This is a genomic window from Archangium primigenium (genome assembly GCF_016904885.1).
GTDB classification, from domain to species: Bacteria; Myxococcota; Myxococcia; order Myxococcales; family Myxococcaceae; genus Cystobacter; species Cystobacter primigenius.
The window spans coordinates 2,025,453-2,048,607 of the sequence record NZ_JADWYI010000001.1; the positions used below are offsets into that span (position 1 = coordinate 2,025,453).

The 23,155-nt window shown below is 70.9% G+C and carries 19 protein-coding genes; 7 read left to right on the forward strand and 12 right to left on the reverse strand.

What is annotated here, in order from left to right:
• Nucleotides 1-26 precede the first annotated feature (26 nt).
• On the forward strand, nucleotides 27-1,406 hold the full coding sequence (locus tag I3V78_RS08610) for a hypothetical protein (protein ID WP_204485865.1): 1,380 nt from the start codon (nucleotides 27-29) through the stop codon (nucleotides 1,404-1,406).
• A 22-nt stretch (nucleotides 1,407-1,428) separates the two neighbouring features.
• Nucleotides 1,429-2,199, forward strand: a complete 771-nt coding sequence (locus I3V78_RS08615; protein ID WP_204485867.1) for a 3-hydroxybutyrate dehydrogenase — start codon at nucleotides 1,429-1,431, stop codon at nucleotides 2,197-2,199.
• A gap of 4 nt (nucleotides 2,200-2,203) precedes the next feature.
• On the opposite strand, the gene I3V78_RS08620 is transcribed toward I3V78_RS08615, so the two are convergent.
• From I3V78_RS08620 to I3V78_RS08655, 8 genes are all read right to left on the reverse strand, one after another.
• On the reverse strand, nucleotides 2,204-3,592 hold the full coding sequence (locus I3V78_RS08620; RefSeq protein ID WP_338023500.1) for an MFS transporter: 1,389 nt from the start codon (nucleotides 3,590-3,592) through the stop codon (nucleotides 2,204-2,206).
• Between the two features lie 83 nt (nucleotides 3,593-3,675).
• Complete coding sequence (locus I3V78_RS08625) at nucleotides 3,676-4,563, reverse strand: hypothetical protein (protein ID WP_204485869.1); 888 nt, start codon at nucleotides 4,561-4,563, stop codon at nucleotides 3,676-3,678.
• A 40-nt stretch (nucleotides 4,564-4,603) separates the two neighbouring features.
• Entirely contained in the window at nucleotides 4,604-5,965 is a 1,362-nt protein-coding gene (locus I3V78_RS08630) for a TolC family protein (protein WP_204485871.1), read from the reverse strand.
• Nucleotides 5,965-7,197, reverse strand: coding sequence for an ABC transporter permease (locus tag I3V78_RS08635; RefSeq protein WP_204485874.1), 1,233 nt, complete (start codon nucleotides 7,195-7,197; stop codon nucleotides 5,965-5,967). Before I3V78_RS08635 ends, I3V78_RS08630 begins: the two co-directional genes overlap by 1 nt.
• Nucleotides 7,194-7,937, reverse strand: a complete 744-nt coding sequence (locus tag I3V78_RS08640) for an ABC transporter ATP-binding protein (RefSeq protein WP_204485876.1) — start codon at nucleotides 7,935-7,937, stop codon at nucleotides 7,194-7,196. The genes I3V78_RS08635 and I3V78_RS08640 overlap by 4 nt, the downstream gene beginning before the upstream one ends.
• 15 nt (nucleotides 7,938-7,952) lie before the next feature.
• Complete coding sequence (locus I3V78_RS08645; protein WP_338023501.1) at nucleotides 7,953-9,263, reverse strand: efflux RND transporter periplasmic adaptor subunit; 1,311 nt, start codon at nucleotides 9,261-9,263, stop codon at nucleotides 7,953-7,955.
• A 152-nt stretch (nucleotides 9,264-9,415) separates the two neighbouring features.
• A complete protein-coding gene (locus I3V78_RS08650; protein ID WP_204485881.1) occupies nucleotides 9,416-10,816 on the reverse strand; it encodes a HAMP domain-containing sensor histidine kinase in 1,401 nt (466 codons plus the stop codon).
• The gene (locus I3V78_RS08655) at nucleotides 10,813-11,541 is read right to left on the reverse strand and encodes a response regulator transcription factor (RefSeq protein WP_204485883.1); all 729 of its coding nucleotides are present in this window, start codon (nucleotides 11,539-11,541) and stop codon (nucleotides 10,813-10,815) included. Before I3V78_RS08655 ends, I3V78_RS08650 begins: the two co-directional genes overlap by 4 nt.
• Before the next feature lie 444 nt (nucleotides 11,542-11,985).
• Here I3V78_RS08655 and I3V78_RS08660 point away from each other — a divergent pair, with 444 nt between their 5' ends.
• Both I3V78_RS08660 and I3V78_RS08665 read left to right on the forward strand, forming a co-directional pair.
• Nucleotides 11,986-14,460: an FG-GAP-like repeat-containing protein gene (locus tag I3V78_RS08660; protein ID WP_204485885.1), complete on the forward strand. Its 2,475-nt coding sequence runs from the start codon at nucleotides 11,986-11,988 to the stop codon at nucleotides 14,458-14,460.
• A 207-nt stretch (nucleotides 14,461-14,667) separates the two neighbouring features.
• Nucleotides 14,668-15,705 carry a hypothetical protein gene (locus tag I3V78_RS08665; RefSeq protein WP_204485887.1) on the forward strand — a complete coding sequence of 346 codons (1,038 nt, stop codon included), beginning with the start codon at nucleotides 14,668-14,670 and terminating at the stop codon, nucleotides 15,703-15,705.
• Nucleotides 15,706-15,721: 16 nt separating this feature from the next.
• On the opposite strand, the gene I3V78_RS08670 is transcribed toward I3V78_RS08665, so the two are convergent.
• On the reverse strand, nucleotides 15,722-16,306 hold the full coding sequence (locus I3V78_RS08670) for a TIGR02265 family protein (RefSeq protein ID WP_204485890.1): 585 nt from the start codon (nucleotides 16,304-16,306) through the stop codon (nucleotides 15,722-15,724).
• 156 nt (nucleotides 16,307-16,462) lie between these two features.
• Between I3V78_RS08670 and maiA the strand changes: the two genes are divergently transcribed.
• The gene (maiA, locus tag I3V78_RS08675; RefSeq protein ID WP_204485892.1) at nucleotides 16,463-17,110 is read left to right on the forward strand and encodes a maleylacetoacetate isomerase; all 648 of its coding nucleotides are present in this window, start codon (nucleotides 16,463-16,465) and stop codon (nucleotides 17,108-17,110) included.
• A gap of 50 nt (nucleotides 17,111-17,160) precedes the next feature.
• Nucleotides 17,161-18,324, forward strand: a complete 1,164-nt coding sequence (locus tag I3V78_RS08680) for a 4-hydroxyphenylpyruvate dioxygenase family protein (protein ID WP_204485895.1) — start codon at nucleotides 17,161-17,163, stop codon at nucleotides 18,322-18,324.
• On the opposite strand, the gene I3V78_RS08685 is transcribed toward I3V78_RS08680, so the two are convergent.
• Nucleotides 18,227-18,979: a hypothetical protein gene (locus I3V78_RS08685; protein ID WP_204485897.1), complete on the reverse strand. Its 753-nt coding sequence runs from the start codon at nucleotides 18,977-18,979 to the stop codon at nucleotides 18,227-18,229. The two genes, I3V78_RS08680 and I3V78_RS08685, sit on opposite strands and share 98 nt — an antisense overlap.
• 132 nt (nucleotides 18,980-19,111) lie before the next feature.
• On the opposite strand from I3V78_RS08685, the gene I3V78_RS08690 reads away from it, so the two are divergent.
• Nucleotides 19,112-20,107, forward strand: coding sequence for a serine/threonine-protein kinase (locus tag I3V78_RS08690; protein WP_338023502.1), 996 nt, complete (start codon nucleotides 19,112-19,114; stop codon nucleotides 20,105-20,107).
• Nucleotides 20,108-20,631: 524 nt separating this feature from the next.
• On the opposite strand, the gene I3V78_RS08695 is transcribed toward I3V78_RS08690, so the two are convergent.
• A complete protein-coding gene (locus I3V78_RS08695; RefSeq protein ID WP_204485899.1) occupies nucleotides 20,632-21,915 on the reverse strand; it encodes a hypothetical protein in 1,284 nt (427 codons plus the stop codon).
• Between the two features lie 205 nt (nucleotides 21,916-22,120).
• Nucleotides 22,121-23,071, reverse strand: coding sequence for a hypothetical protein (locus I3V78_RS08700; RefSeq protein WP_204485902.1), 951 nt, complete (start codon nucleotides 23,069-23,071; stop codon nucleotides 22,121-22,123).
• Nucleotides 23,072-23,155: the final 84 nt, after the last annotated feature.

The following is a 23,155-nucleotide window of genomic DNA, read 5'->3' on the forward strand; positions in this document are numbered from 1 at the left end:
GGCCGCACAAGCGAGCCTTCCCCCCTATGACTCCGTTGTTCCCCACCGCGGCGCGCGTGGCCGTGGTCTGCTCCCTGACGTCCGCGCTGCTCGCGGCCCCCACGGGGGCGCAGGAGCCCGTGGCCCCGACCGAGCCCCCCGCCGCGCCCGCGGCGCCCCCGAAGCCCGCCCGGCCCGATGCCGCCTCGAGCCAGGATCCGGACGCGCTCGTGCTCGCCACGCCGCCGCCCGCCACCCGGCCGTTGTTCGCCCTGGGCAGCGACACGTACTTCATCAGCCCGGTGCTCTCCATCGCCGGCGGCTTCCAGTCCGAGCACCTGCTGGTCAACCCCCTGCCGGAGAAGGAGGGCCGCCTCACCACCGTGGCCCTCTCGCGCTTCGGCGCCCAGGGCCGCCTGGGCCCCTACGTCACCTTCCACAGCGAGTTCGAGCGCAACCTGCGCAGCCACGGCTCGGGCATCTGGGAGGGCACCGCCTCGCTGTCCGTGCGCGATCAGATGCTGCGCCTGCAGCGCTGGGGCGCCACGGTGGAGGTGGGCATCGTGCTGGACCCCGCCAGCGTGGACTTCTTCTCCGCGCACATGGGCGACCTGCTGCTCGCGGACAAGTACACGCGCGATCCGCTGCTCTACAGCGGCTTCAGCCGGGGCCAGGGCGCGCAGGTGCGCTACTCGCGCTGGGGCTTCACCGCGGGCCTGAGCTTCACCGAGGCCAACCCCCTGAGCACCTCGGCCTCGTTCATGGTGGGCGGTGCCTTCGGCGGCAACAGCCGCTTCTGGGAGCGGCCCCTGGGCACCTTCCGCAACGGCCAGCCGGATGACGACCTGCACTTCCGCGTCGTCGCGCCCTCGCTCTCCTACGAGCACGCCGCCTTCGAGGCCAAGGCGATGGCGCAGGTCTTCCGCATCAACTACCAGACCAACTCCCAGCAGGATCCGCCCCTCAACGGCTACAACCTCCGGGGCAACTTCAAGCTCAAGCTCAAGGGGCTCATCCCCGCGCTGCCCTTCGAGGTGACGCCCTTCGTGAACGTGGCGCGCGTGCGCAACGAGGTGCTCAACTCCGCCACGGGCTACGCCAACACGCTCCTGGAGACGCCCTTCGAGGCGCTCACCGTGTCCGGCGGCCTGGACGTCTTCCTCCACGGCCGCTCGGGCGTGGGCGTGCACGTGGCGCGGGTGGCGGACGAGACGCCCTCCTTCGTGCCGGCCACGGGCAGCGCGCCCCAGAGCGAGCCGCGGCTGGCCACCACCACCACCTACGTGAACGTGGGCGCCACCTGGTGGATGTTCGATCAGATCGCCCTGGGCGCGCGCGTGGCCACCTTCAGCCGGCAGATCCAGGACAAGCCCGAGGCCGAGGAGCGCGACGTGTCCGCCTTCCTCACCTTGCGGATGATTCTCTAGAAAGGACCGTCAGGAAAACACCATGGGAACGATGAACGGGAAGTGCGCGCTGGTGACGGGCGCGGCGAGTGGAATCGGTCAGGCGGTGGCCGAGGGATTGGGTGCCCAGGGCGTGCGGGTGCTGGTGTCGGACCTGGACGAGAAGGGCGCGCGGGCGGTGGCCGAGCGCATCCCCGGGGCCATCGCGCAGCGCGCGGACGTGTCCTCGCGTGAGGACTGCCGCGCCCTGGTGGCGCGGGCCGAGCAGGAGTGGGGCCGGCTGGACATCCTGGTGAACAACGCGGGCCTGCAGCACGTGTCCCCGGTGGAGGACTTCCCCGAGGACAAGTGGGAGCAGCTCATCCGCATCATGCTCGTGGGGCCCTTCCTGCTCACCAAGTACGCCCTGCCGCACATGTACGCGCGCAAGTGGGGCCGCATCCTCAACATCTCCTCGCTGCACGGCGTGGTGGCCTCGCCGTACAAGTCCGCCTACGTCTCCGCCAAGCACGGCCTCATGGGCCTGACCAAGACGGTGGCGCTGGAGGCCGCGGACAAGGGCGTCACGGTCAACGCCTTGTGCCCCAGCTACGTGCGCACCCCGCTCGTGGAGAAGCAGATCGCCGACCAGGCGCGCGTGCACAACATGACGGAGGCGGACGTCGTCGAGCGCATCATGCTCGCGCCCGCGGCCATCAAGCGCCTGCTGGAGCCCTCGGAGGTGGCCGCCTACGCCACCTTCCTGTGCTCGGACGCGGCGGGCGGCATCACCGGCGCCGCCCAGATGATGGACTGCGGCTGGACGGCGCGCTGAGGCGCTAGGCCACCTCGCGCCTGGACTCGCTCCCGGAGGCGTCCGCGCCGGGAGCCCCGCCGGGCGCCCCGCCGGGAACATCGGTGCCGATGCCCTCGCGGAACGTCTCGGCGGACAGGTACACGGACACGATGGTGACGAGCGCCAGGCCCACCATGTAGAGCGACACCGACCAGGGCGCGTTGTCCGTGGCCTGCAACAGCCCCGTGGCGACGAGCGGGGACAGGCCGCCGGCGAACACCGACGCGAGCTGGTAGCCGAGCGAGGCGCCGCTGTAGCGCACCCGGGTGCCGAACAGCTCGGAGAAGAAGCTGGCCTGGGGCCCGTACATGGCCCCGTGGGCGATGATGCCCAGGGAGATGGCCAGCCACACGGCGCCCGTCTGCTTCGTGTCGATGAGCCAGAAGAAGGGGAAGGCGAGCAGCGCGCAGCCCACCGCGCCGCCGATGTACACGGGCCGCCGGCCCACCACGTCCGAGAGCGCCCCGAAGGCGGGAATGGCCACCAGGTGCACGCACGTGGCCACCAGCACCGCCTTGAGCATGGCCGCGCGCTCCAGGCCGATGCTCGTGCCGTAGGCGAGCACGAACGTGGTGACGATGTAGAAGAAGCCGTTCTCCGCGAAGCGCGCCCCCATGGCCAGGAGGATCTGCCGGGGGTAGGTGCGCAGCACCTCGAGCACCGGCGGCGTGCTCTTCTCCGCGGGCTTGTGCTGATGCGCGGCGCGGAACGCGGGCGACTCGGCGACACCCAGGCGGATGAAGACGCCAATGCCGATGAGCACCGCGCTGAAGAGGAAGGGCACGCGCCAGCCCCAGGAGATGAACTGGTCCTCGGGCAGCCCGGAGAAGATGGAGAACACCGCGTTGGCGACGAGCAGGCCCGCGGGCGCGCCCATCTGCGGCCAGCTCCCGTAGAAGCCCCGGCGGTGGGCGGGCGCGCTCTCCACCGCCATGAGCACCGCGCCGCCCCACTCCCCCCCCAGGCCGAAGCCCTGGAAGATGCGCAGCACCACCAGCAGGATGGGCGCCAGCACACCCGCGCTCGCGTACGTGGGCAACAGCCCGATGGCGAACGTCGCCACGCCCATGATCATCAACGTGGCGCTGAGCATGGACTTGCGGCCGAGCTTGTCGCCGAAGTGGCCGAAGATGATGCCGCCGAGCGGCCGCGCGACGAAGCCCACCGCGAACGTGCCGAACGCGGCGAGCGTGCCCATCAGCGGGTTGAACGAGGGGAAGAACAGGCGGTTGAAGACGAGCGCCGCCGCCGTGCCGTACAGGAAGAAGTCGTACCACTCGACCGCCGTGCCGATGAAGCTCGCGGCGGCGACCTTCCAGATGGGGGTCGTGGAAGGGTCGGTGGGGCCTGGGGCGGTGGGGGAGTCCGTCACGTCGTGTGTCCTCGATGGACCTGCTCGGTGCGAGGCCTCGTCTTACCACGACCCGGGTCGGCGGCGCCCGATGCGGCCGGCGCTCAGTAGGCGCGCTTGACCACGTCCTCGCGGACCCGGCCGGGGATGCCCTCCCACTTGCCGTTGCCCGAGTGGCCAAAGGCCTCGGCGTCATCGCGGAAGCTCACCGAGTGGAAGGACCACTTGGCCTGGCCGCTGCTGCACGCGGTGGTGCCGGTGTTGAGCGTGCCGCCACAGAACCAGTCCCCCGGGTTGCACAAGGAGGCGCCCGCGGAGCCCGAGACGCCGCCGGTGGAGTGGTACGCCACGGCCTCGTCGTCCTGGCCCGGGAGGATGCCCGAGTAGAACGTCCCCTTGGACGCGGCGAAGTTGTAGAACCACACCGAGCGCGTGGTGTTGTGGTTGTACATGGCGCGCGCCGTGGTGGTGACCAGGTCGCTCACGATGGGATCCTTCACCGCCCATTCGCCCTTGTCCGCGAGCTCGCTGCCGCCCGCCGCGCCCGACGCCACGTTCACCCACTTGATGTTCCAGCCCGTCTGGGTGCCGCCCGCGTCGCCACACACGCCGCTCGCGTTGGGCTTGGCGTCCTTCTTGTTGCGCGTGGAGCCGCCGTGCAGCGACAGCGTGTAGCCCATCTGCAGGTCGCCCGCGCTGTGCACGGCGACGTAGCACCAGTTCTCACCCGTGCAGAAGCAGTCGAGCGCGTCGCGCACCCGGTAGTTCTCCACGGAGATCTTCTGCGAGCCGTTCCAGTTGACGGCCTTCTTGTTCACGCCCGCCTCGGCGGTGCTCGGCCCCCAGTTGGAGAAGTCGGCGTAGTTGCCGCCCTGGGTGCCCCCGCCATTCTTGCCGTGGATCCACAGCGTGTAGTTCGTGGCGAGCGCGGGCGCGGCGAGGAGGGCGGTGGTGAGGCCCGCGGCCAGGGCCGCGTGACGGGGGAAGGGCATGGGGTGCTCCGGGTGGAAGGGGAAGCCTCCACCCTAGCACTCACGTCCCGTTGCCCAGGGGCGTCTGCCCGAGCGCGCGCGCCAATTCCGTGCGCGCGGTGGCCAGGTTGTAGGCGGCCTGGACGCGCTGCACCGCGGCATTGGTGGCGGACAGCTGCGCGTCGGCCAGCTCGATGATGTTGCCCACGCCCGCGCGGTAGCGGCCCTCCGCCAGGCGCAGCCGCTCCTCGGCGTTCCTCAGCGCCTCGTCCGCCGCGGACACGCTCTCGCGCGAGGTGGTCACCAACACCTGCGCGCGTTCCACTTCCAGTCGCACCTGCTGGCGCAACGCGTCTCGCTGGGCCTGGACGTTGCGGATGTTGGCGCGCTGCTCGCGCATCTGCGCGAGCGTGAGGCCGCCCTGGAAGAGCGACCAGTTCAGCCCCAGCTGGCCCGTCACGCCCCATTGCAGGTTGGCGGGGTTGGGGCCGGACTCGGTCGCGGCGACGGAGACGTTGAAGCTCGGAAAGAAGTTCGAGCGCGTCACGGACAACTGCTGCTCCTGGGCGGCGAGCTGGTGCGCCGCCGCGGACAGGTCCGGCCGGTTCTGGAGCGCCACGTCCACGAGCTCCTCGGGGGGCCGCTGCTCGCCCTGCACCAGGTCCACGACCTCGTCCTGCACGGCGTAGTCGGTGCCGCCCTCCACGCCCATGGCCTGGTTGAGCGCGGCGCGCGTGGCGGCGGCGTTGCCCTGGGCCTGGATGAGCTGCACCTTGGCGTTGGCCACCAGCGTCTGCTGCTGGAGCAGATCGATCTCCGCGCGGGTGCCCACCTGCACCTGGGCGCGCACCTGGTCCAGGTGCGTCTGCTGGTTCTGCAGCGTCTCCTCGGCCACCTTCACGAGCACCTGCTGCGCCAGGGCGTTGAAGTAGGCCGTCTGCACGTTGGCGAGCACGTTGCCGAGCGTCTGGGTCTCGGTGTCCTTCTGCGCCGCGGCGGTCTGCTGGGACACGCGCCAGCGGCCCGTGGTGCGGCCGAAGTCCCAGATGAGCTGGTTGGCGGACAGGCCCACGTTGAAGCCCTCGCGGCGGATGATGCCGGAGGTGGGGTCCGTGGTGCCGAACGTCGTGCCGCTGGAGAACGAGCGCTGGTAGGCCGCGTTGGCGCTCACCTGCGGCAGGAGCGAGGAGAAGCCCTGGTCCACGCGGGCGTTGGCCGCGGCGGTGCTCGCCTGGGCCTGGCGCAACTGCGGCTGGCGCTCCTGGGCGTTCTGGAGCGCCTCGCGCAGCGTGAGCACGCGCACGGGGGCCGGGGCGGCCGGAGCCGCTGCCGGAGTGGGGGCCGGGGCCGGAGCGGCGGGCGTCTGGGCGCTCGCGGGCGCGGCGGCGAGCAGCAGCAGGGCGAGGGGAAGGGAAGCGCGCATCACTCGTACCTCAGGGCGTCGATGGGATCGAGTCGGCTCGCCTTGCGGGCCGGGTAGAGGCCGAACCCCACGCCAATCAGGGCGCTGAAGCCAAGCGCCACGAGGATGACGTCGGGCCGGACCAGGAGGGGCCACTGGAACTGCTGGGCGAGCACGTTCGCCACGCCCATGCCCACGCCCGCGCCAATGAGTCCGCCGAGCAGGGACAGCGTGAGGGCCTCGATGAGGAACTGCAGGAGGATGTCCCGGGGGCGGGCGCCCACGGCCACGCGCACGCCGATCTCCCGGGTGCGCTCGGTGACGCTCACCAGCATGATGTTCATGATGCCGATGCCGCCCACCACCAGGGACACGGCGGCGATGGACGCGAGCAGCAGGCTGAGCGTCTCGGTGCTCTGCTGCCGGTTGTTGGCGAGCTCCGACAGGTCGCGGATGTCGAAGTCGTTCTGCCCGTCGTCCGCGATGCGGTGGCGCTCGCGCAGGAGCGTGGTCAGCTCCTGCTGGGCCCGGGCGGTGCCGGAGGTGGCGTCCGCCTGCACGTAGATCATGCCGGTGATGAACTTGCCCAGGCTCTGCGACTGGAGCTGGCGCTGGAAGGACGTGGCGGGCACGAAGATGCTGTCGTCGTAGTCCTGGCCCATGGGGGACTGCCCCTTGCGCGCCGTCATGCCCACGATGGTGAAGGGCATCTTCTTGATGCGGATGACCTGGCCCACCGGGTTGAAGCCCGAGCCGTAGAGCTTCTCCACCACCGTCTGGCCCACGACGGCCACCTTGGCGCCCGACTCCACGTCCGCCTCGTTGAGCAGCCGGCCCTGATCGATGCTGTACATGCGCACGCCGAAGAAGTCGGGCGTGGTGCCGGTGACGCTCGTGGTCCAGTTCTGGTCCTCGCTGAACACCTGGGCGCTGGTGCGCATCTCGGGCGCGGCGGCCCGCACGCTCGGCAGTTGCGTGCGGATGGCCTCCAGGTCGTCCCAGGTGATGGAGGGCTGGGTGCCGAAGCCGCCCCGCGCGCCGCCGGAGTTGGTGGAGCCGGGCAGGAGGATGAGCAGGTTGGTGCCCATGGAGTCGAACACCTTCTGCACGTTGGCGCGCGCCCCGTCGCCAATGGCCACCATGGCGATGACGGCGCCCACGCCGATGATGATGCCCAGCGCGGTGAGAAACGAGCGCATCTTGCTGCGCAAGAGCGAGCGCACCGCCAGCATGAGCGTTTCCAGGATGTTCATGGGACGGCCTCCTCCAGGGGCACGCGCGCCGTCATGGGCGTCTGCCGTTTGTCGGACAGGATGAGTCCGTCCTTCACCACCACCACCCGCCCGGCGTACCCGGCGATGTCCGGCTCGTGTGTCACCAGCACCAGGGTGATGCCCTCGTGGCGCAGCGCCTGGAAGAGCGCCATCACCTCCACGCTCGTGCGCGAGTCCAGGTTGCCCGTGGGCTCGTCGGCGAGGATGACGCGCGGACGGCTCACCAGCGCCCGGGCGATGGCCACGCGCTGCTGCTGGCCGCCGGACAGCTGGCGCGGGTGGTGGTCGAGGCGCGCGCCCAGGCCCACGCGCTCGAGCGCCTCCTGGGCCCGGGCATGCCGCTCGCGCGCGGGCACGCCGGCGTAGAGCAGGGGCAGCTCCACGTTCTCCAGGGCGCTCGTGCGCGCCAGCAGGTTGAAGCTCTGGAAGACGAAGCCCAGCGTCCGGTTGCGCACCCGCGCCAGGGCGTCCCGGTCGAAGCGCGCCACGTCCTGGCCGTCCAGCAGGTACTCGCCCGCGGTGGGCCGGTCCAGGCACCCGAGGATGTTCATCAACGTGGACTTGCCCGAGCCGCTCGAGCCCATGATGGCCACGAAGTCCCCGGACGCCACGGTGAAGTCCACGTGGCGCAGCGCCTTCACCTCCACGTCCCCCGTGCGGTAGACCTTGCTCACGCCGCGCAGCGCGATGAGCTCCTCGCGTTCCTGGTTGCCCGTCATGTCCGAGTCTCCCGCCTAGAACGGGCCGCGACCGCGGCCGCCGCCCATGCCGCCGCCCATGCCACCCCCGCCCGGCCGCTGCCCGCCACCCTGCGCGCCCGCCGCACCCGGGGCGCCCGCGGACTGCCCGGTGATGACCCGGTCGCCCTCGTTCAGCTCGCCCTCCACCTCCGTGTACGAGCCGTCCGTCACCCCGGCCTTCACGGGCACGGGGGTGGGGCGCCCGTCCCGCAGCACGTAGACCGTCTTGCTCCCGGGCGGGGGCGGCGTGGACGGCGCCGCGCTCGGGCGGCCCGGACGGCCCTCCTTGGCGCCGGGCGCCGCGGAGGGCGGCGGCGCGGGCGGCCGGTAGCGCAAGGCCGCGTTGGGCACGGTGAGCGCGTTCTCGGCGCGCGCGGTGGTGATGTTGACGTTGGCCGTCATGCCGGGCTTGAGCTTCATGTCCGGGTTCTTCACGTCGATGACGGCGTCGTAGGTGACGACGTTCTGCACCGTCTGGGCGGCGTTGCGGATCTGCCGGATGACGCCCTCGAAGTTCTGCCCCGGCCAGGCATCCACCGTGAACGTGGTGGGCATGCCGTCCTTGAGCCGGCCCACGTCGGACTCGGAGACGCTGGTGTCCACCTGCATCTTCGCCAGGTCCTCGGCGATGGTGAACAGCGTGGGCGTCTGCAGCGAGGCGGCCACCGTCTGGCCCACGTCCACGCTGCGCGAGATGACGATGCCGTCCGTGGGCGACACGATGGTGGTGTAGCGCACGTTCACCTCGGCCTCGTTGAGCGCCGCCTGGGCCTGGGCGAGCGAGGCCTCGGCCGACGTCACCTGGGCCTGGGCCGCCTGGGCCGTGGCCTCCGCGGTGTCCAGGTCCTGCTGGGCGATGAACTGCTGGGCCCGGAGCGTCTTGGCGCGCTCGGCCTGCCGCCGCGCGTTCTCCGCCTCCACCCGCGCGCGCTGCACGTTGGCGCGCGCCGACAGCAGGTTCGCCTTGGCCCGCTCCAGCGCCGCCTGGAGCAGCTGGGGATCGATGCGCGCGATCACCTGCCCCTTCTTCACCGGCGAGTTGTAGTCGACGAGGATCTCCTGGATGCGGCCGGACACCTGGCTGCCCACCTGCACCGTGACCAGGGCGGACAGGGTGCCCGTGGCCGTCACGCGCGCCTCGACGGTGCGGCGCTGCACGTCCGCCAGCTCCAGGCCGGCCGAGGGATCCTTCGGCTGGGGCCGCATGAACCAGAACGCCCCCCCGCCGAGCACGGCGAGGATCACGCCCCAGGTCAGCCAGCGCCGCCAGGAGGCGCGCTTCGTGGAAGGGGGCTCACCGGACACGGAGGGACTTCTGGGGGACGGGGACGACTCTTCGCGTCGGGGCAACTCGCTCATGGGCCTCATGGTCCAACGAATAGGCTTTGGCGCGTTTCGATAGATGAAGGCCAAATTACGATATGTGACGCGGAGGGGGGAGCTTGTTCGCCCGCCCGCTAGGCCCGGGGCGCCGCCGGCAACTGGACGCGGGCCGTGGTGCCCTGTCCCGGCTGACTCTCCAGGGACAACGAGCCCCCATGGGCCACGACGATGCGCCGGGCGAGCGCGAGCCCGAGCCCCACGCCGCCCGTCTTGCGCGCCCGGCTGCGATCACTGCGGAAGAAGGGCGTGAAGAGGTGCTGCATGTCCGTCGCGTCGATGCCGATGCCCTCGTCGGCGACCACCACCTCCAGGCCGCCGCCGGACACACGTGCGCGCAGCCGCACCGTGGTGTTCGGCTCGGAGTACTTGCCCGCGTTGTCCAACAGGTTGTCCAGGGCCCGGCGGAGCAGCACCGGATCCGCCTCCAGCACGGGCAGGTCCGGCTCCAGCGCCACGTCCAGGCGGTGCTCGGGGCGCGCGGAGCGGAAGCGCGCCGCGGCCTTGTCCACCAGCACCTGGGCCTCCACGCGCTCGCGGCGCAGGGGCGGCGTGGCGCCGGGCGTCTGCCCGGTGGTGAGATCCAACCGGGCCGTGGTGAGCACGTCCTGGATCAGCCGCTCCAGCTCGCCCAGGTCCTCGGCGATGTCCGCGAGCGACTCGCGCGCGAGCGACGCGTCCCCCTCGTTGGCCAGGTCCAGCGCCACGCGGATGCGCGCCAGGGGCGTGCGCAGCTCGTGCGACACGTTGGCGAGCAATTCCTTCTGCGAGCGCAAGAGCAGGGTGATGCGCTCGGCCATCTCGTCGAAGGCCTGGGACACCTGGCCGAACTCGTCGCGGCGGCGCATGCCCACGCGCGTGTCCAGCTTGCCCTCGCCGAAGGCGCGCGCCGCGCCCGCCAGCCGCTGCAGCGGAATGGCCAGCGTCTGGGCGAACACGAGCGAGGTGATGGCCGTGCAGGCGAGCATCACGCCGATGAGCGCCATCATGTGCGTGGGGGGCGGGGGCGGCTTGGTCTCGCGCAGGATGGCGTAGGCCTCCAGCGGGCCCGTCTCGGGGATGGCCACGGCCACGAGCCGCTCCGGCCGATCCTTCGGCGTGTCCGCCGACTTCTCCGTATAGGTGATGACCCGCTCGCGCCCGAGCCGCTCGAGCTGCTCGGGCGGCAAGGGCGCGAAGTCGCGGCGGGTGTTGGTGCTGATGAGGCGGCCGTCGACGCCGAGGAGGGACACCCGCATGTCCAGCCGCCGCCGCACCCTGTCCAGGGCCGCCTGGAGCGCCTCGGGCTGGCCGCGCAGCGGGGCCCACTCCGAGACGTTGTAGGCCATGGTCCGCTCCAGGCCCCGCCGCCAGGGCTCCTCCAGCGCGGAGCGGCGCACCAGGTCCATGCCCATGATGAAGAGCAGCAACTGGACGAGGCACACCAGCCCGATGCGGAACAGGAGCCGTCCGGTGACCCGGCGGCGGCGCGACGTCATGTCTCGTCCCCCGTGGCGAGCAGGTAGCCCGCGCCGCGCACCGTGCGCAGGAGCTTGGGGTTGCGCGGGTCCTCCTCGATCTTCTGCCGGATGCGGAAGATGTGCACGTCCACCGAGCGGTCGAAGACCTCATCGGCGTTGCCCTTGACCAGGTCGAGCAGTTGCTCGCGGCTGAGCACCCGGCCGGCGCGCTCGGCCAGCACGCGCAACAGCCCGAACTCATAGGTGGTGAGCGGCAGCACCTTGCCGTTGAGCGTGGCGCGCAGGCTGCGCGGATCCAACGACAGCTTCCCCGCCTGGATGGGCTGGGACGAGGGGCCCGCGCGGCCCCGGGCACGGCGCACCTGGGCGCGGATGCGCGCGAGCAACTCGCGCGAGGAGTAGGGCTTGGGCAGGTAGTCGTCCGCGCCCGTCTCCAACCCGAGCACCCGGTCCACCTCCTCGCCCCGCGCCGTCACCATGATGATGGGCACGTCGCTCCGGCCGCGCAGCTCGCGGCACACGTCGATGCCATCGCGCCCCGGCAACATCAAATCCAACAGGATGATGTCGTAGGCGTGGCGGTTGGCCTCGGTGAGCCCCTCGGGCCCCGTGCGCGCCACGGTGACCAGCAGGCCGTGCTCCTGGAGGTAGCGGCTGGTGAGCCGCGCCAGTCGCTCGTCGTCCTCCACCAGCAACACCTGGATGACGCCTTCTTCCGGATGGCTCTGTGTCGTCGGCTCCATGGACCTCGCTGCCTCCTGTTGCACGCTGCCTCGTCCTCGCCGCCCGCGCTCCCGGAGGGAAGATACGACCGGGAGGCGGGAGGGGATCATGCTCCGCCGCTCGAGGGAGGGGCGAGCGGACGGAGCCCTCCCGGGCGCAGTGGAACCCTGGCCGCGCCACATGTCCCGCGCACTTCGGCCCGATGACGAAATATTTCCTGGCTGGATTCGCACACATCCGCCGAAATCCGACTGTCTTCTGTTGGGTGTCGGGCGAAGGCCTACCCAGACACGCGTCCGAGAGGGAAAAGTGTAGAATTCCGGGAGGGCTGTTCATGCTCAAAATAGTCGAGACACGGGGTCCGAATTCTTGATTTCCTGGTCTACCCCCCGACCAGGAGCGCCATGAGACAGACACCCCAGCGGCACCTTTCGAAGGCAGGCAGGCGGTACGAGCGCGGGCTGATGCTCGCGTTGGCGGCGATGATGACCTCGCTGGGCTGCCAATCCACGGAGGCCACTCCCGAGCCCCGGGCGCGAGGCCGCGACGCGCTGACGGCGCGCTGCGAGGTGCCGCCGCCGTTCACGGGCCACTTCGAGCCCGAGCAGCAGTGGGCCTGGTCCGGCGGCGGGACGCTGCCCGAGTACGGCCAGGTGATGATGACGCCGGTGGTGGTGGACGTGAACGGCGATGGCGTGCCGGACATCGTGTTCAACTCCTTCAAGGGCGCCGAGTACTCCAAGGACGGCGTGCCGCGGGCCATCAGCGGCGATGACGGGCGCGAGTTGTGGGCGGCGGTGGATCCCGCGGTGCGCACCAAGCCCGCCACGAGCCTGGCCGCCGGAGACATCGACGGCGACGGCAAGGTGGAGATCTGCGGCATCCCCGAGGACGGCCGCGGCATCATCTGCTTCGAGAACGACGGCGCCTTCAAGTTCCGCTCGGCGCCGGACGCGTACGACTACAACGAGTGGGGGGGCCCCTCGCTGGCGGACCTCGACGGCGACGGCACCGTGGAGATCCTCGACGGCAACCGGGTCTACTCGAACACGGGCGCGCTCAAGTGGGTGGGCTCGGACGGCATGGGGGGCGCCGAGTACACCGGCCCCATCTCCTTCGCGGCGGACATCGACGGCGACGGCCAGCAGGAGCTCGTCAACGACCGGGCCATCTACCGGCATGACGGCTCGCTCAAGTGCGCCAACCCGGACATCCCCCATGGCTTCGCCGCCGTGGGCAACTTCGACGCGGATCCCGCGGGCGAGGTGGTCATCTCGGGCTACGGCAAGGTGAGCCTGATGGACGACGACTGTTCGCTCGTGTGGAGCGTGGACGTGCCCGGCGGGGGCCACGGCGGACCGCCGCTCCTCGTGGACGTGGACGGGGATGGTCGGCCGGAGATCGCCGTGGGCGGCGAGCGCTTCTTCTCCGTGCTCGCGTCCGATGGCGGCGTGAAGTGGACCTCGCCCATCCAGGATCAGAGCTCCGCGCGCACGGGCGCCACGGCGTTCGACCTGGACGGGGACGGCGCGCTGGAGATCATCTTCGGCGACGAGACGACGCTGCGCATCTACGAGGCGGCCACGGGCGCGGTGCGCTGGTCCACGCTCAACGGCTCGGCCACGGCGCACGAGAACCCGCTCGTGGTGGACGTGGACGGGGACGGGGCCGCGGAGATCGTGGTGGTGACCAACGACTTCGCCTATGGCGACAAGCGCGGCGTGCGCGTGTTCCGCGACGCGACCGAGGGCTGGGCGGGCACCCGCGGGCTCTGGAACCAGCACGCCTACTCGGTGACGAACGTCCGCGACAACGGCGCCATCCCCGCCACCGGCGCCGGGGCGTCGTGGTTGGATCCGCGCCTCAACGCGTTCCGCGCCAACGTGGCCCACTACGTGAGCGGCGAGGGGCGGCCGTATGACGCCGCGGACCTCGTGGTGTCGGGCCTGTCCTCCGCCTGTGACTTGCTGGGCCGGCTCGAGCTGGGCGCCCAGGTGCACAACCAGGGCGATGCCCCGGTGGCCGCGGGCCTCAAGGTGGCCTTCTACCAGGGCAACCCCGCCTCGGGTGGCACGCTGCTGGGCGTGGCGGAGCTGACCGAGCCCCTGGCTCCGGGCGAGACCGTGGACGCCGTGGCCCTCGTGCCGGCCGCGGACGCGGCCGCGGGCAGCACGCTCTACGCCGTCGTGGACGATGACGGCACGGGCCAGGGCCGGGACCGCGAGTGCGTCGAGAACAACAACAGCGCCTCCGCCACGGCCAAGCTCTCCTGCGGTCCGGTCATCGGCGACGGTGAGGGCCCGGGCAACGACGGCGGCACGCCCGGCGAGGGCGATGGCGGCACGCCCGGCGAGGGCGATGGCGGTACGCCGGGCGACGGTGAGGGCCCGGGCAACGACGGCGGCACGCCCGGCGAGGGCGATGGCGGTACGCCGGGCGGCGGGGAGCCGGCGAAGAACGTGCCGCCCGTGGCCCTCTGCCGCGACGTCTCGGTGGTCGCCGACGCGTCCTGCCGGTCCCAGGCGAGCGTGAACAACGGCAGCCATGATCCCGATCACGGCCCCTCGCCGCTGACGCTCACCCAGTCGCCCAATGCCAGCTTCGGCCCCGGCAGGCACGCCGTCACGCTGACGGCCTCGGACGGCGAGGCGAGCAGCCAGTGCGTGGGCCACGTCACCCTCGTGGACACCACCAAGCCCACCATCACCTGCCCCCTCGGCCTGGAGGCCAAGATTGGCCTGGGCGGCATCGGGCTCTCCCTCCAGTACGCCGTGTCCGCCAGCGACAACTGCGGCGCGGTGCCCGTCACGTGCTCGCACCCCTCCGGCGGCCTCTTCCTGCCGGGCCTCACGCGCGTCACCTGCACCGCCCAGGATGCCTCCGGCAACTCCGCTTCCTGCAACTTCGGCATCCGGATCAAGGTGGGCATCTCCCTGTAGTCCCCGAGGGGACCCCTCCGCGCCGGACGCGGAGGGGTCCCCCGGACTCGCGGGGAAACTCCGGGGAGATGTTGGAATCCGTGGATACGGTAAAGCTGCCTTGTACCTCCCTCCGGGTGGGATGGGGTAGGCTGCACCCGTGTCCGTTCCGACACCGATGATGTCGTCAGGGACCTCCGCCCTGACTTCTCCCAAGGAGTTTCCCGCGTGAGTCATGTCCTGCGCTCCTCCCTGGCCATTTCGCGCTGTTCGTCCATCGCCGAGCTGGCGACGCCGGCGCTGAACACGCTGTGGGGGCTGGCCTGTGCGAACCCCCGGGAGCAGCCCCTCGTGGCGTTGGATCGGCAGGTGCTCTACTCGCGCATTTGCGTGCGGGACCCCTACTTCGCGCTGCAGGAGGTGATGGAGAGCGCGCGGGGCGAGCTCACGGCGCGGGTGCCGGTGGAGATGGAGCCCGGCGCGGAGGCCTCGCCCATCAGCGCGGCGGAGGTGGGGCGGCACCTGGCCATCCTCGGCTCGTGCGCGGTGTCGCGGGTGAATCCCCAGGAGGGGCAGCACTACTACCTGGCGCGGCGCGCGCGGGTGGAGCGGCTGCACGAGGGGCCGCTGCCGCGGGCGCCGGGCCTGCTGTGGGGCCAGGCGAAGGCGGAGTTCAAGGAGCGGCGCACGGCCAGCGCGTTCACGCTGCTGTCGAGCGCCGAGGGCCAACCGCTCTTCTCCATGAACGTGGACTTCAACGTGCTGTCGGCGGCGGCCTTCCAGCGGCTCTTCCAGGGGGCGCGCCAGGAACTGCGCCGCGAGCCCCGGGGCGAGCGCGCGCCGCGCGACGCGGGCCCCGGCGACTTCCTGTCCCTGCGGCAGAACCCGCACCGCGAGCCCCCGCCGCTGCGCGACCTGGTGCGCGAGGGCGAGTGCCTGCGCGGCACGCTCGGTCCGGTGGGGCCGGAGCTGTGCAAGGGCCACTTCGCGCTCTACCCGGTGCTGCCCGTGGCGGTGGTCATGAGCGGCCTGTCCGGGCTGGCGGGCACGCTCTTGCGCCAGTGGCTGGGCAACGACTCGGCGCGCTACCTCGTCAAGAGTGGCAACGTGCGCGCGGAGAGCCTCGCCTACGCCGGGGAGACGGTCCGCTTCGACGCCCATCGGCTGGGCGGCGAGGGCCGCGAGCACCACTTCGACTGCTGGGCCTCGGTGGGCACCCGGGTGGTGGGCACCATGGAGCTGACGCTCACGGCGCTGGAGCGCTGACGCCCGGCGCCGGGGCTCACGTCCAGCTGATGTGGTAGTCCACCGAGTCGAGCCCCAGCGGCTGCGCGGTGACGAGGCCCGTCATGCCCAGCGTCTCCAGCGCGGCCTCGAAGATGCCCACGTGGTAGGAGGGGGGCTGCATGTCGCCCCGGTAGCGGATGAGGCACGTGTTGGGGCCCGTGGCCACGTGCTCCCGCTGGCCGTACGTCACCACGGTGCTGAAGGCCATGGGCGTCTGGGCGAAGAGCCGCTGCGGGTTGCCCTTGCCGAGGATGCCGAAGACGATCTGCCCCATGCCGCCGGAGAAGCTGTGCAGGCACGCGCGGCCACAGGCGTTGAACACCTGATCCTCGGCGCCCACCTTCGGCTCGAGCACGTCCGCGGCGCTGTAGAGCATGGCCAGGTAGTCCGCCGCGGGGTAGGTGCGCAGATCCTTCATCTCCCGCGCCAGGCCCTCGTGGGCGCGCACCTGACGCAGCGCTTCCGGCCCGCCCCGTTTCTCGAGGAGCTCGAACACGACGCGGAAGAAGATGCCCCGGACTCCATCGTTGGGCTTGGTGAGGGCGACACGCGCGGCGAATTCGGTCTTGTTCGAGGGCATATTCCGGCGCGGAGTCTATAGGGCACCCCTCATGGAGTGGAAAATCGAGGCGTGGAAAATCGGGCGCCGCTTGACACCCCGTGCTCCGGCGCGGAAAAGCCGGGGGCGGGGAGCACGGACTCCCCACGGACCCTTCTCGGGCGAGGTGGCTGCGGGATGCGACTGCACAACTACTGGCGTTCCTCGTGTTCCTGGCGCGTGCGCATCGCGTTGCATCTCAAGGGACTCGCCTACGAGTACGTGCCCGTGCACCTGGTGAAGGACGGGGGCGCCCAGCACTCGGAGTCCTACCGGGCACTCAACCCCCTGCGCACCGTGCCCACGCTCGAGTTCGAGCACGAGGGCCGGGTCCACCACCTCAGCCAGTCGCTCGCCATCCTCGAGTACCTCGAGGAGCGCTACCCGTCGCCCGCCCTGCTGCCCGCCGACGCGCTCGGCCGGGCCCACGCCCGCATGCTGGCGGAGGTGGTGAACTCGGGCATCCAGCCGCTGCAGAACCTCATGGTGACCCAACGCGTCAAGGCGGAGCTCCACGGGGACGACCGGGCGTGGACCGCCCATTGGATCGACCGGGGGCTCGGCGCGCTGCAGGCGCTTGCCGAGCGGACGGCGGGCCGTTACCTCGTGGGCGACGCGGTGTCGTTCGCCGACATCTGCCTCGTGCCCCAACTCTACTCCGCGCGGCGGTTCGGGGTAGACCTGGGGCCCTACGGGTTGCTCACGCGCGTCGAGGCGGCGTGCGCGGGGCTCGCCGCCTTCCAGGCCGCCCACGCGGACCGGCAGCCCGACGCCGTTCCGGCCTGACGCGCCGGGACATCGCATCTTTGAATCCGAAGCACGCAAGGAGCCGACACATGGCGAAGCTCGAATCGCTGGGCATCAAGGGGCTGGAGAGCATCCACTGGTACGTGAACGACCTGGAGCGCAGCCGCCAGTTCTACGTGAAGGGGCTGGACTTCACCGAGCGGGGCGTGTCCTCGCCGGACCTGGACGCCCGGGGCAAGCAGAAGTCGGCCGTGTTCCAGGCCGGGCAGATCGTGCTGGTGGTGAGCCAGCCGGTGGGCGAGGGCGGCCGCGCGTGGCGCTACCTGCGCAAGCACCCGGACGGCGTGGGCACGCTCAACTTCCAGGTGGAGGACGTGAACAAGGCGTTCCGCCTGCTCGAGGAGCGCGGCGCCACCTTCATCACGGACATCGAGCACTTCACGGACGACAAGGGCGGCAAGCTCTCGCAGTTCTCCATCACCACGCCCTTTGGTGACACCACCTTCCGCTTCATCCAGCGCGACGGCTACGAGCCCCTGTACCCGGGCTTCGTGGCGCACGCCGAGCCCCGCGGCGGCCACAACCGCTACGGCTTCAGCCACGTGGACCACATCACGACGAACTTCCAGACGATGAAGCCCATGCTCCTGTGGATGGAGCACGTGATGGGCTTCGAGAAGTTCTGGGAGGTGCAGTTCCACACCGAGGACGTGAAGGCGCAGCAGAAGCGCGCGCACGGCTCGGGCCTGCGCTCCGAGGTGATGTGGGATCCGGCGAGCCGCGTGAAGTTCGCCAACAACGAGCCTCTGCGCCCCTTCTTCAAGGCCTCGCAGGTGAACCTCTTCACCGAGGATCACCGGGGCGATGGCGTGCAGCACCTGGCGCTCATCGTGAAGGACATCCTCACCACGGTGCGCGAGATGCGCGACAAGAAGGCCGTGAACTTCATGCCCACGCCGGGCTCCTACTACGACGGCCTGCCCGAGCACATCCAGAAGCTGGGCATCAAGAAGATCGACGAGGACGTGGAGGAATTGCGCGACCTGCAGGTGCTCATCGACGGTGGCAGCGAGCACAGCTACATGCTGCAGATCTTCATGCAGGACGCGGCGGGGCTCTACAAGGACCGGCAGGCCGGGCCCTTCTTCTACGAGCTCATCCAGCGCAAGGGAGACCAGGGCTTTGGCTTCGGCAACTTCCGCGCGCTGTTCGAGAGCATCGAGCGCGCGCAGAAGGCCGAGGGCCGCGTCTAGGCGGCTTCCACGGGTCGGCGGGAAGTGCTTCCCGCCGGCTCACGCGGCGAGGAACGCGCGGTTCTCCTGGAGGAGCGCCGGGGCCGGGCGCGTGTCGTAGTTGAGGCCGTTCATCCGCGAGTGGAACTCCGCGGCGGCCCATGCGCTCGTGCTGGCCCCAGGGGTTGATGTACTTCACGTCCTCCGTGCCCTGGTGCTTCTGCAGGCCGGTGACGAGCAGTTGGTGGCCCCCCGAGCCGTACTTGATGCCGGCCAGCACGCTCTGCCCCTGGGCCAGCTCCGAGCGGATGCGGTCCATCCACGTCGACTTGTTGCGCGTGTCGAAGGCCATGTCGTGGCCGTAGACGGCGTCGTAGAGCGCGTCGAGCTCCCGCGCGGTGGCGCCCGCGTTGCGCTTGTCCTTGGCGGCCGAGTCCCGGTAGTCGTCCTGGCCGTTGGAGGCCTCCATGAAGATGGGGGCCCACGTGAGCAGGGTCCGTCGATCCACATGCCGGTCGAGGTCGTGGCCCCGGGCGATGTCCGACAGGTGCTGGAGCACGGAGCCCTGGTCGAGGAAGTCCGCGCCCTTCTCCAGGCGGCCACTGACGCGCGGCTTCTGCAGGGCGAGCGTGGCCACGGGATTGGTGGCGGCCCCCAGCTCCTTGTCTGGGGACATCAATCCGCCGCCGCACCTGCCGTCTGCATCCCTCACTCGGGGCCGCGCGCCCCGCACGGGAGGTCGTGGGTCCTGTGCGCGAGGTGACTTCCGCCGTCACCTCGTGGTAGGGCGCGCCTGGGAGGTGCACGCGTGTCCACGAGTCAGGGAGCGGGGCCGCCTCGGCCCGAGGCCTTGAGGCCGGGCTCGCAGGTGGGCGCTTGGCGCGTGGTGGAGGCGCTGGGCGTGGGCGGGCAGGGCGCGGTCTACCGGGTGGAGGACAGGGCCCGTCCAGGTGAGTTCCACGCGCTCAAGCTCTCCCTGCACGCGCGAGACAAGCGGGCCGAGCGCGAGGTGGCGTTGATGATGAGCCGGGCGGCCCATCCCCACGTGGTGCGCTTCCATGGCTGTGCCCGCTGGCCCCGCCCGCGCGAGGGCTGGCTGGGCATCGTCATGGATTGGGTGCCCGGCCAGGCGCTGGACGCCTGGGCGGAGTCCGGCGCCACCTTCCGGCGACTGGCCCTCGTGGGGGCCACGGTGGCGCGGACGCTGGGCGAGCTGCATGCGCGGGGCGTGCTGCATCGAGACCTCAAGCCCGAGCACATCCGGGTGCGCGCCTCGGACGGGCAGCCGGTACTGCTCGACTTCGGCGCGGGCTGGTACGAGGGCGCTCCGCCCCTCACCACCGGCCCCCTGCCTCCCGCGACGCCCTATCTCCTCAGCCCCGAGGCGGCCTACACCCTGTGGCGCAGCTCCAGGCAGGCCGGGGTCCGCCACCTCTTCCAGCCCGCCGATGACCTGTATGCCCTGGGCATCTGCCTCTACCGGGCCACCACCGGGCACCATCCCTTTCCCGAGGGCTGGCCCCCGGAGGTGCTGCTGTCGGCCTCCGTGCACGTGCTGCCGCTCGCGCCCTCGCGCGTCAACCCGCGTGTCCCCCGGGCCTTGAGTGACATCGTCATGCGGCTGCTGGAGAAGGACCCCCGGGCCCGCCATCCGGACGGCGCGGCGCTCGCGGCGGCCCTGCTCGCGGCCTCCGAGGAGACGGACCCGGAATGGGACGCACCCATCTTCGAGTGGGATGCACAGGAGCACGAGATCGTCCGGCCGCCGAGGCCTCGGCCCACGAGGTCCACGCGCCGCCCGTGACCCGAGGGCGGTGGCGTTGGCCCCCGGGACTGGGATGGGCCGCGGCGGCGCTCTTGATGCTGCTGCCCCTGGTGCGGCTCGCGCCGGGGGGAAGCGTCCCCGACGCGGCGTGGGTCACGGACCTGCGCGTGGAGTCCGCGCCTGGCCCCTCCGAGCCGCCGCCTCAGCCCGCCCGCGACCAGAAGCTGGCTCTCTGCGAAGACGGATTGGAGGTGGAGCTGTCCGGTGGATGTGGCATCGGCTCTGGCAGCGGCCTCCGGCCTGTCCGCGGAAGACCGTCGCGTACAAGGACCAGTGCCTCTGGCCCGTCCCCAAGTCGAAGGCGCTTCCGACGAGCGTGGACGCGGGGACGCCCGGGGCGCGATGACGACGGACCATGTCCGAAAAGGAGGGATGTTGGTGAAAACGGACACGGTGACAACGATTGGCTCCGGACCGGAGGGGCCTTTGTCTCCGAACGCCCGAGGCCCGGTGCCACGGAGCGTGTCCCGGGCGGGGCTGGAGGACTCAATCGGGACGGGGACTCAGGCGGCGAGGAACGCGCGGTTCTCCTGGATGAGGGTCTTGGCCGGGCGCGTGTCGTAGTTGATGCCGTTCATGCGCGACTGGAACTCGGCCACGGCCATGCGCTCTTCCTGGCCCCAGGGGTTGATGTACTTCACGTACTCCTTGCCCTGGTGCTTCTCCAGGCCGGTGACGAGCAGCTGGTGGCCGCCGTTGCGGTACTTGATGCCGGCCAGCACGTTCTGTCCCTCGGCCAGCTCCGAGCGGATGCGGTCCATGAGCTTGGCGCGGTCCTTGGTGTTGGTGTCGTAGGACATGTTGTGGTCATAGACGGCGTCGTAGAGGGCATCGAGGCCCCGGGCGGTGGCGCCCGCGTTGCGGTTCTCCTTGGAGGCCGAGTCGCGGTAGTCCCGGTCGCCATTGGAGGCCTCCATGAAGATGGGGGCGAGCAGCCGCTGGGTGAGGGCCCGGCCCGAGCCGTCATCCTTGAAGGCCGTGTCCTTCTCGCGCGGCAGCGTGGTGCCGTTGGCGAGCTTGACGTTGCCCGAGGTGCTGGCGGCGGCCTTGATGAGGCGCGCGTACTCGGCGGGCCGCTCGATGTTCAGGCCGATGGTCATGGCCGTGGGGGCGCAGGTGCCACGCGCGCCCTGGTTGATGGCGCTCGGGGTGGCCAGCTCCTGCACCAGGTCGGTGAGCAGCGTCTGTCGGTCCACACGCCGCTCGATGTCGTTGCCTTGCGCGATGTCCGACAGGTGCTGGAGGACGGAGCCCTCGTTGAGGAAGTCCGAGCCCTTCTCCAGGCGGCCGCTGACGAGCAGCTTCTGGAGCGCGAGCGTGGCCACGGGGTTGTTGGCGGCGGCGAGCTCCTGGCGCACCGTCGCATAGCGCGCGCTCTCCTGGGGCGAGAGGCGGGCGAGCTGCTGCTGCTCGAGGGCCTCGTGCGACTTCACCTGGGCCTGGGCGGCCTTGTAGCGCGAGGACTTGGGATTGGTGTTGGTGGAGCGCTCGACGTTGAAGGCGTCCTGGACGACGACGGCGCCGTTGTAGCCCTGCTTGCGGTTGGCCTGCGCGTTGAGCAGCGCGTCCATCTGGCTCACGGCCTGCGCGCGCACCTTGTCGCTGGCCGAGGGCTTGGAGGGCTCGAACACCGAGCCGCCACCGTGGCCCGTGGTGGGCGCCGGTGCCGGAGCGGGCGTGGGCGTCGGGGCGGGCTTGGTGCACCCAGGCGCCTTGGGCGGGGTCTTGGTGCAGGAGGAGGAGACGCGAACGGTGGTGGAGGAGGAGAAGGAAGAAGAGCAGCGCATGGGAGCCTCGGGGGTGCGGCGAGTGGATGCCGAGACATTGAGCAAGCGATGGGCCAACCCCGTGCGCTGACCACCTCCCTCGGAAGCGCCCGGCGGATTGCTGTCTTCAGACCTCAATCCGCCGCCTCACCTGCCGTCTGCATCCCTCAACCCCGCCGCGACACGCGCCGGTGGCGCCAGCTGCGAGCGCCGCGGGGGGGCGGGCTCAGATGCCCGACATGCTCACGTTCTTGCCGCCCTTGGAGCCGGTGCCCGGGGTGTTGCCCAGCGCCGCGGCGTACAGCGTGTTCTGCGCGCGCAGGCGCTGGGAGCTCGCGTGGGTGTTGGCCTTCACGGAGACGAAACCGCCGCCCTTGTGGCCGCCGCCGGTGAAGGCCTCCTGGAGCTGCTGCGGCGACAGGTAGTAGTCCTTGCCCGTGGCCGGGTTCTTCACCAGGTACTTGCCGGTGCTCTCGTCCTTGCCATCGACGATGACCCAGTGGGCCGTGCCCGCGCTCCCCGTGCCCCCGCCCTTGTCGATCTTGTCCGAGTCCACCAGGGCGACGACCTTGTGGCCCTGCTGCAGCGACGCGTCCAGCTTGGAGATGAGCCGCGGGTCCGTGTGCGCCACGCCCTGGGTCACCTCCAGTCCCGCCGACGCCAGCATCCGCCCCATCTCCTTGGGCGAGCTGCCCGCCTTGCCGTCCTGGAGCGACATGTTCCTCAGCTCGCCCATCTGCACCTTGCCGTCGCGCGAGCGCACCTGATCGCGCGAGGCGGCGAGCATGCTCACCACCGCGGGGCCGCAGTCGTCGAGCGTCTGCTGGGTGAAGGGCGGCGTGGTCTGGCTCCAGCCCCCCTTGGTGAGCTGCACCTGGGCCAGGTCGTTGCTCAGGTCCGCGCCCGCGCGCGCCAGGAGCTGTCCGTTGTTGGACACCGAGCCCGAGCCCGTGCCGTTGCCGCTGTAGGTGATGCGGATGACCATGCCGTTGTCCAGGCTCGCCAGGTACTGGCCGGAAGCGGACGTGGGCTCGAAGCCATCCGAGGGCTTGTGCGGCGCGGTCCCGGGGGCGCCCGAGGCGGTGTTGCCGGCCGCCTTCGAGGGCGTCGGGTCGCTCGGGGACTTCACGCTCGCGCTCATCTTCCCACTGCCCTTGATCGAGAATTTGAAGTTCATGGTGCTCTCTCAGTGAAAACCGTCTTCCCGGTAATTCCATCTTACATTCCGAGAGGGCGCGGGGGATACTTCACGGGAGAAGGA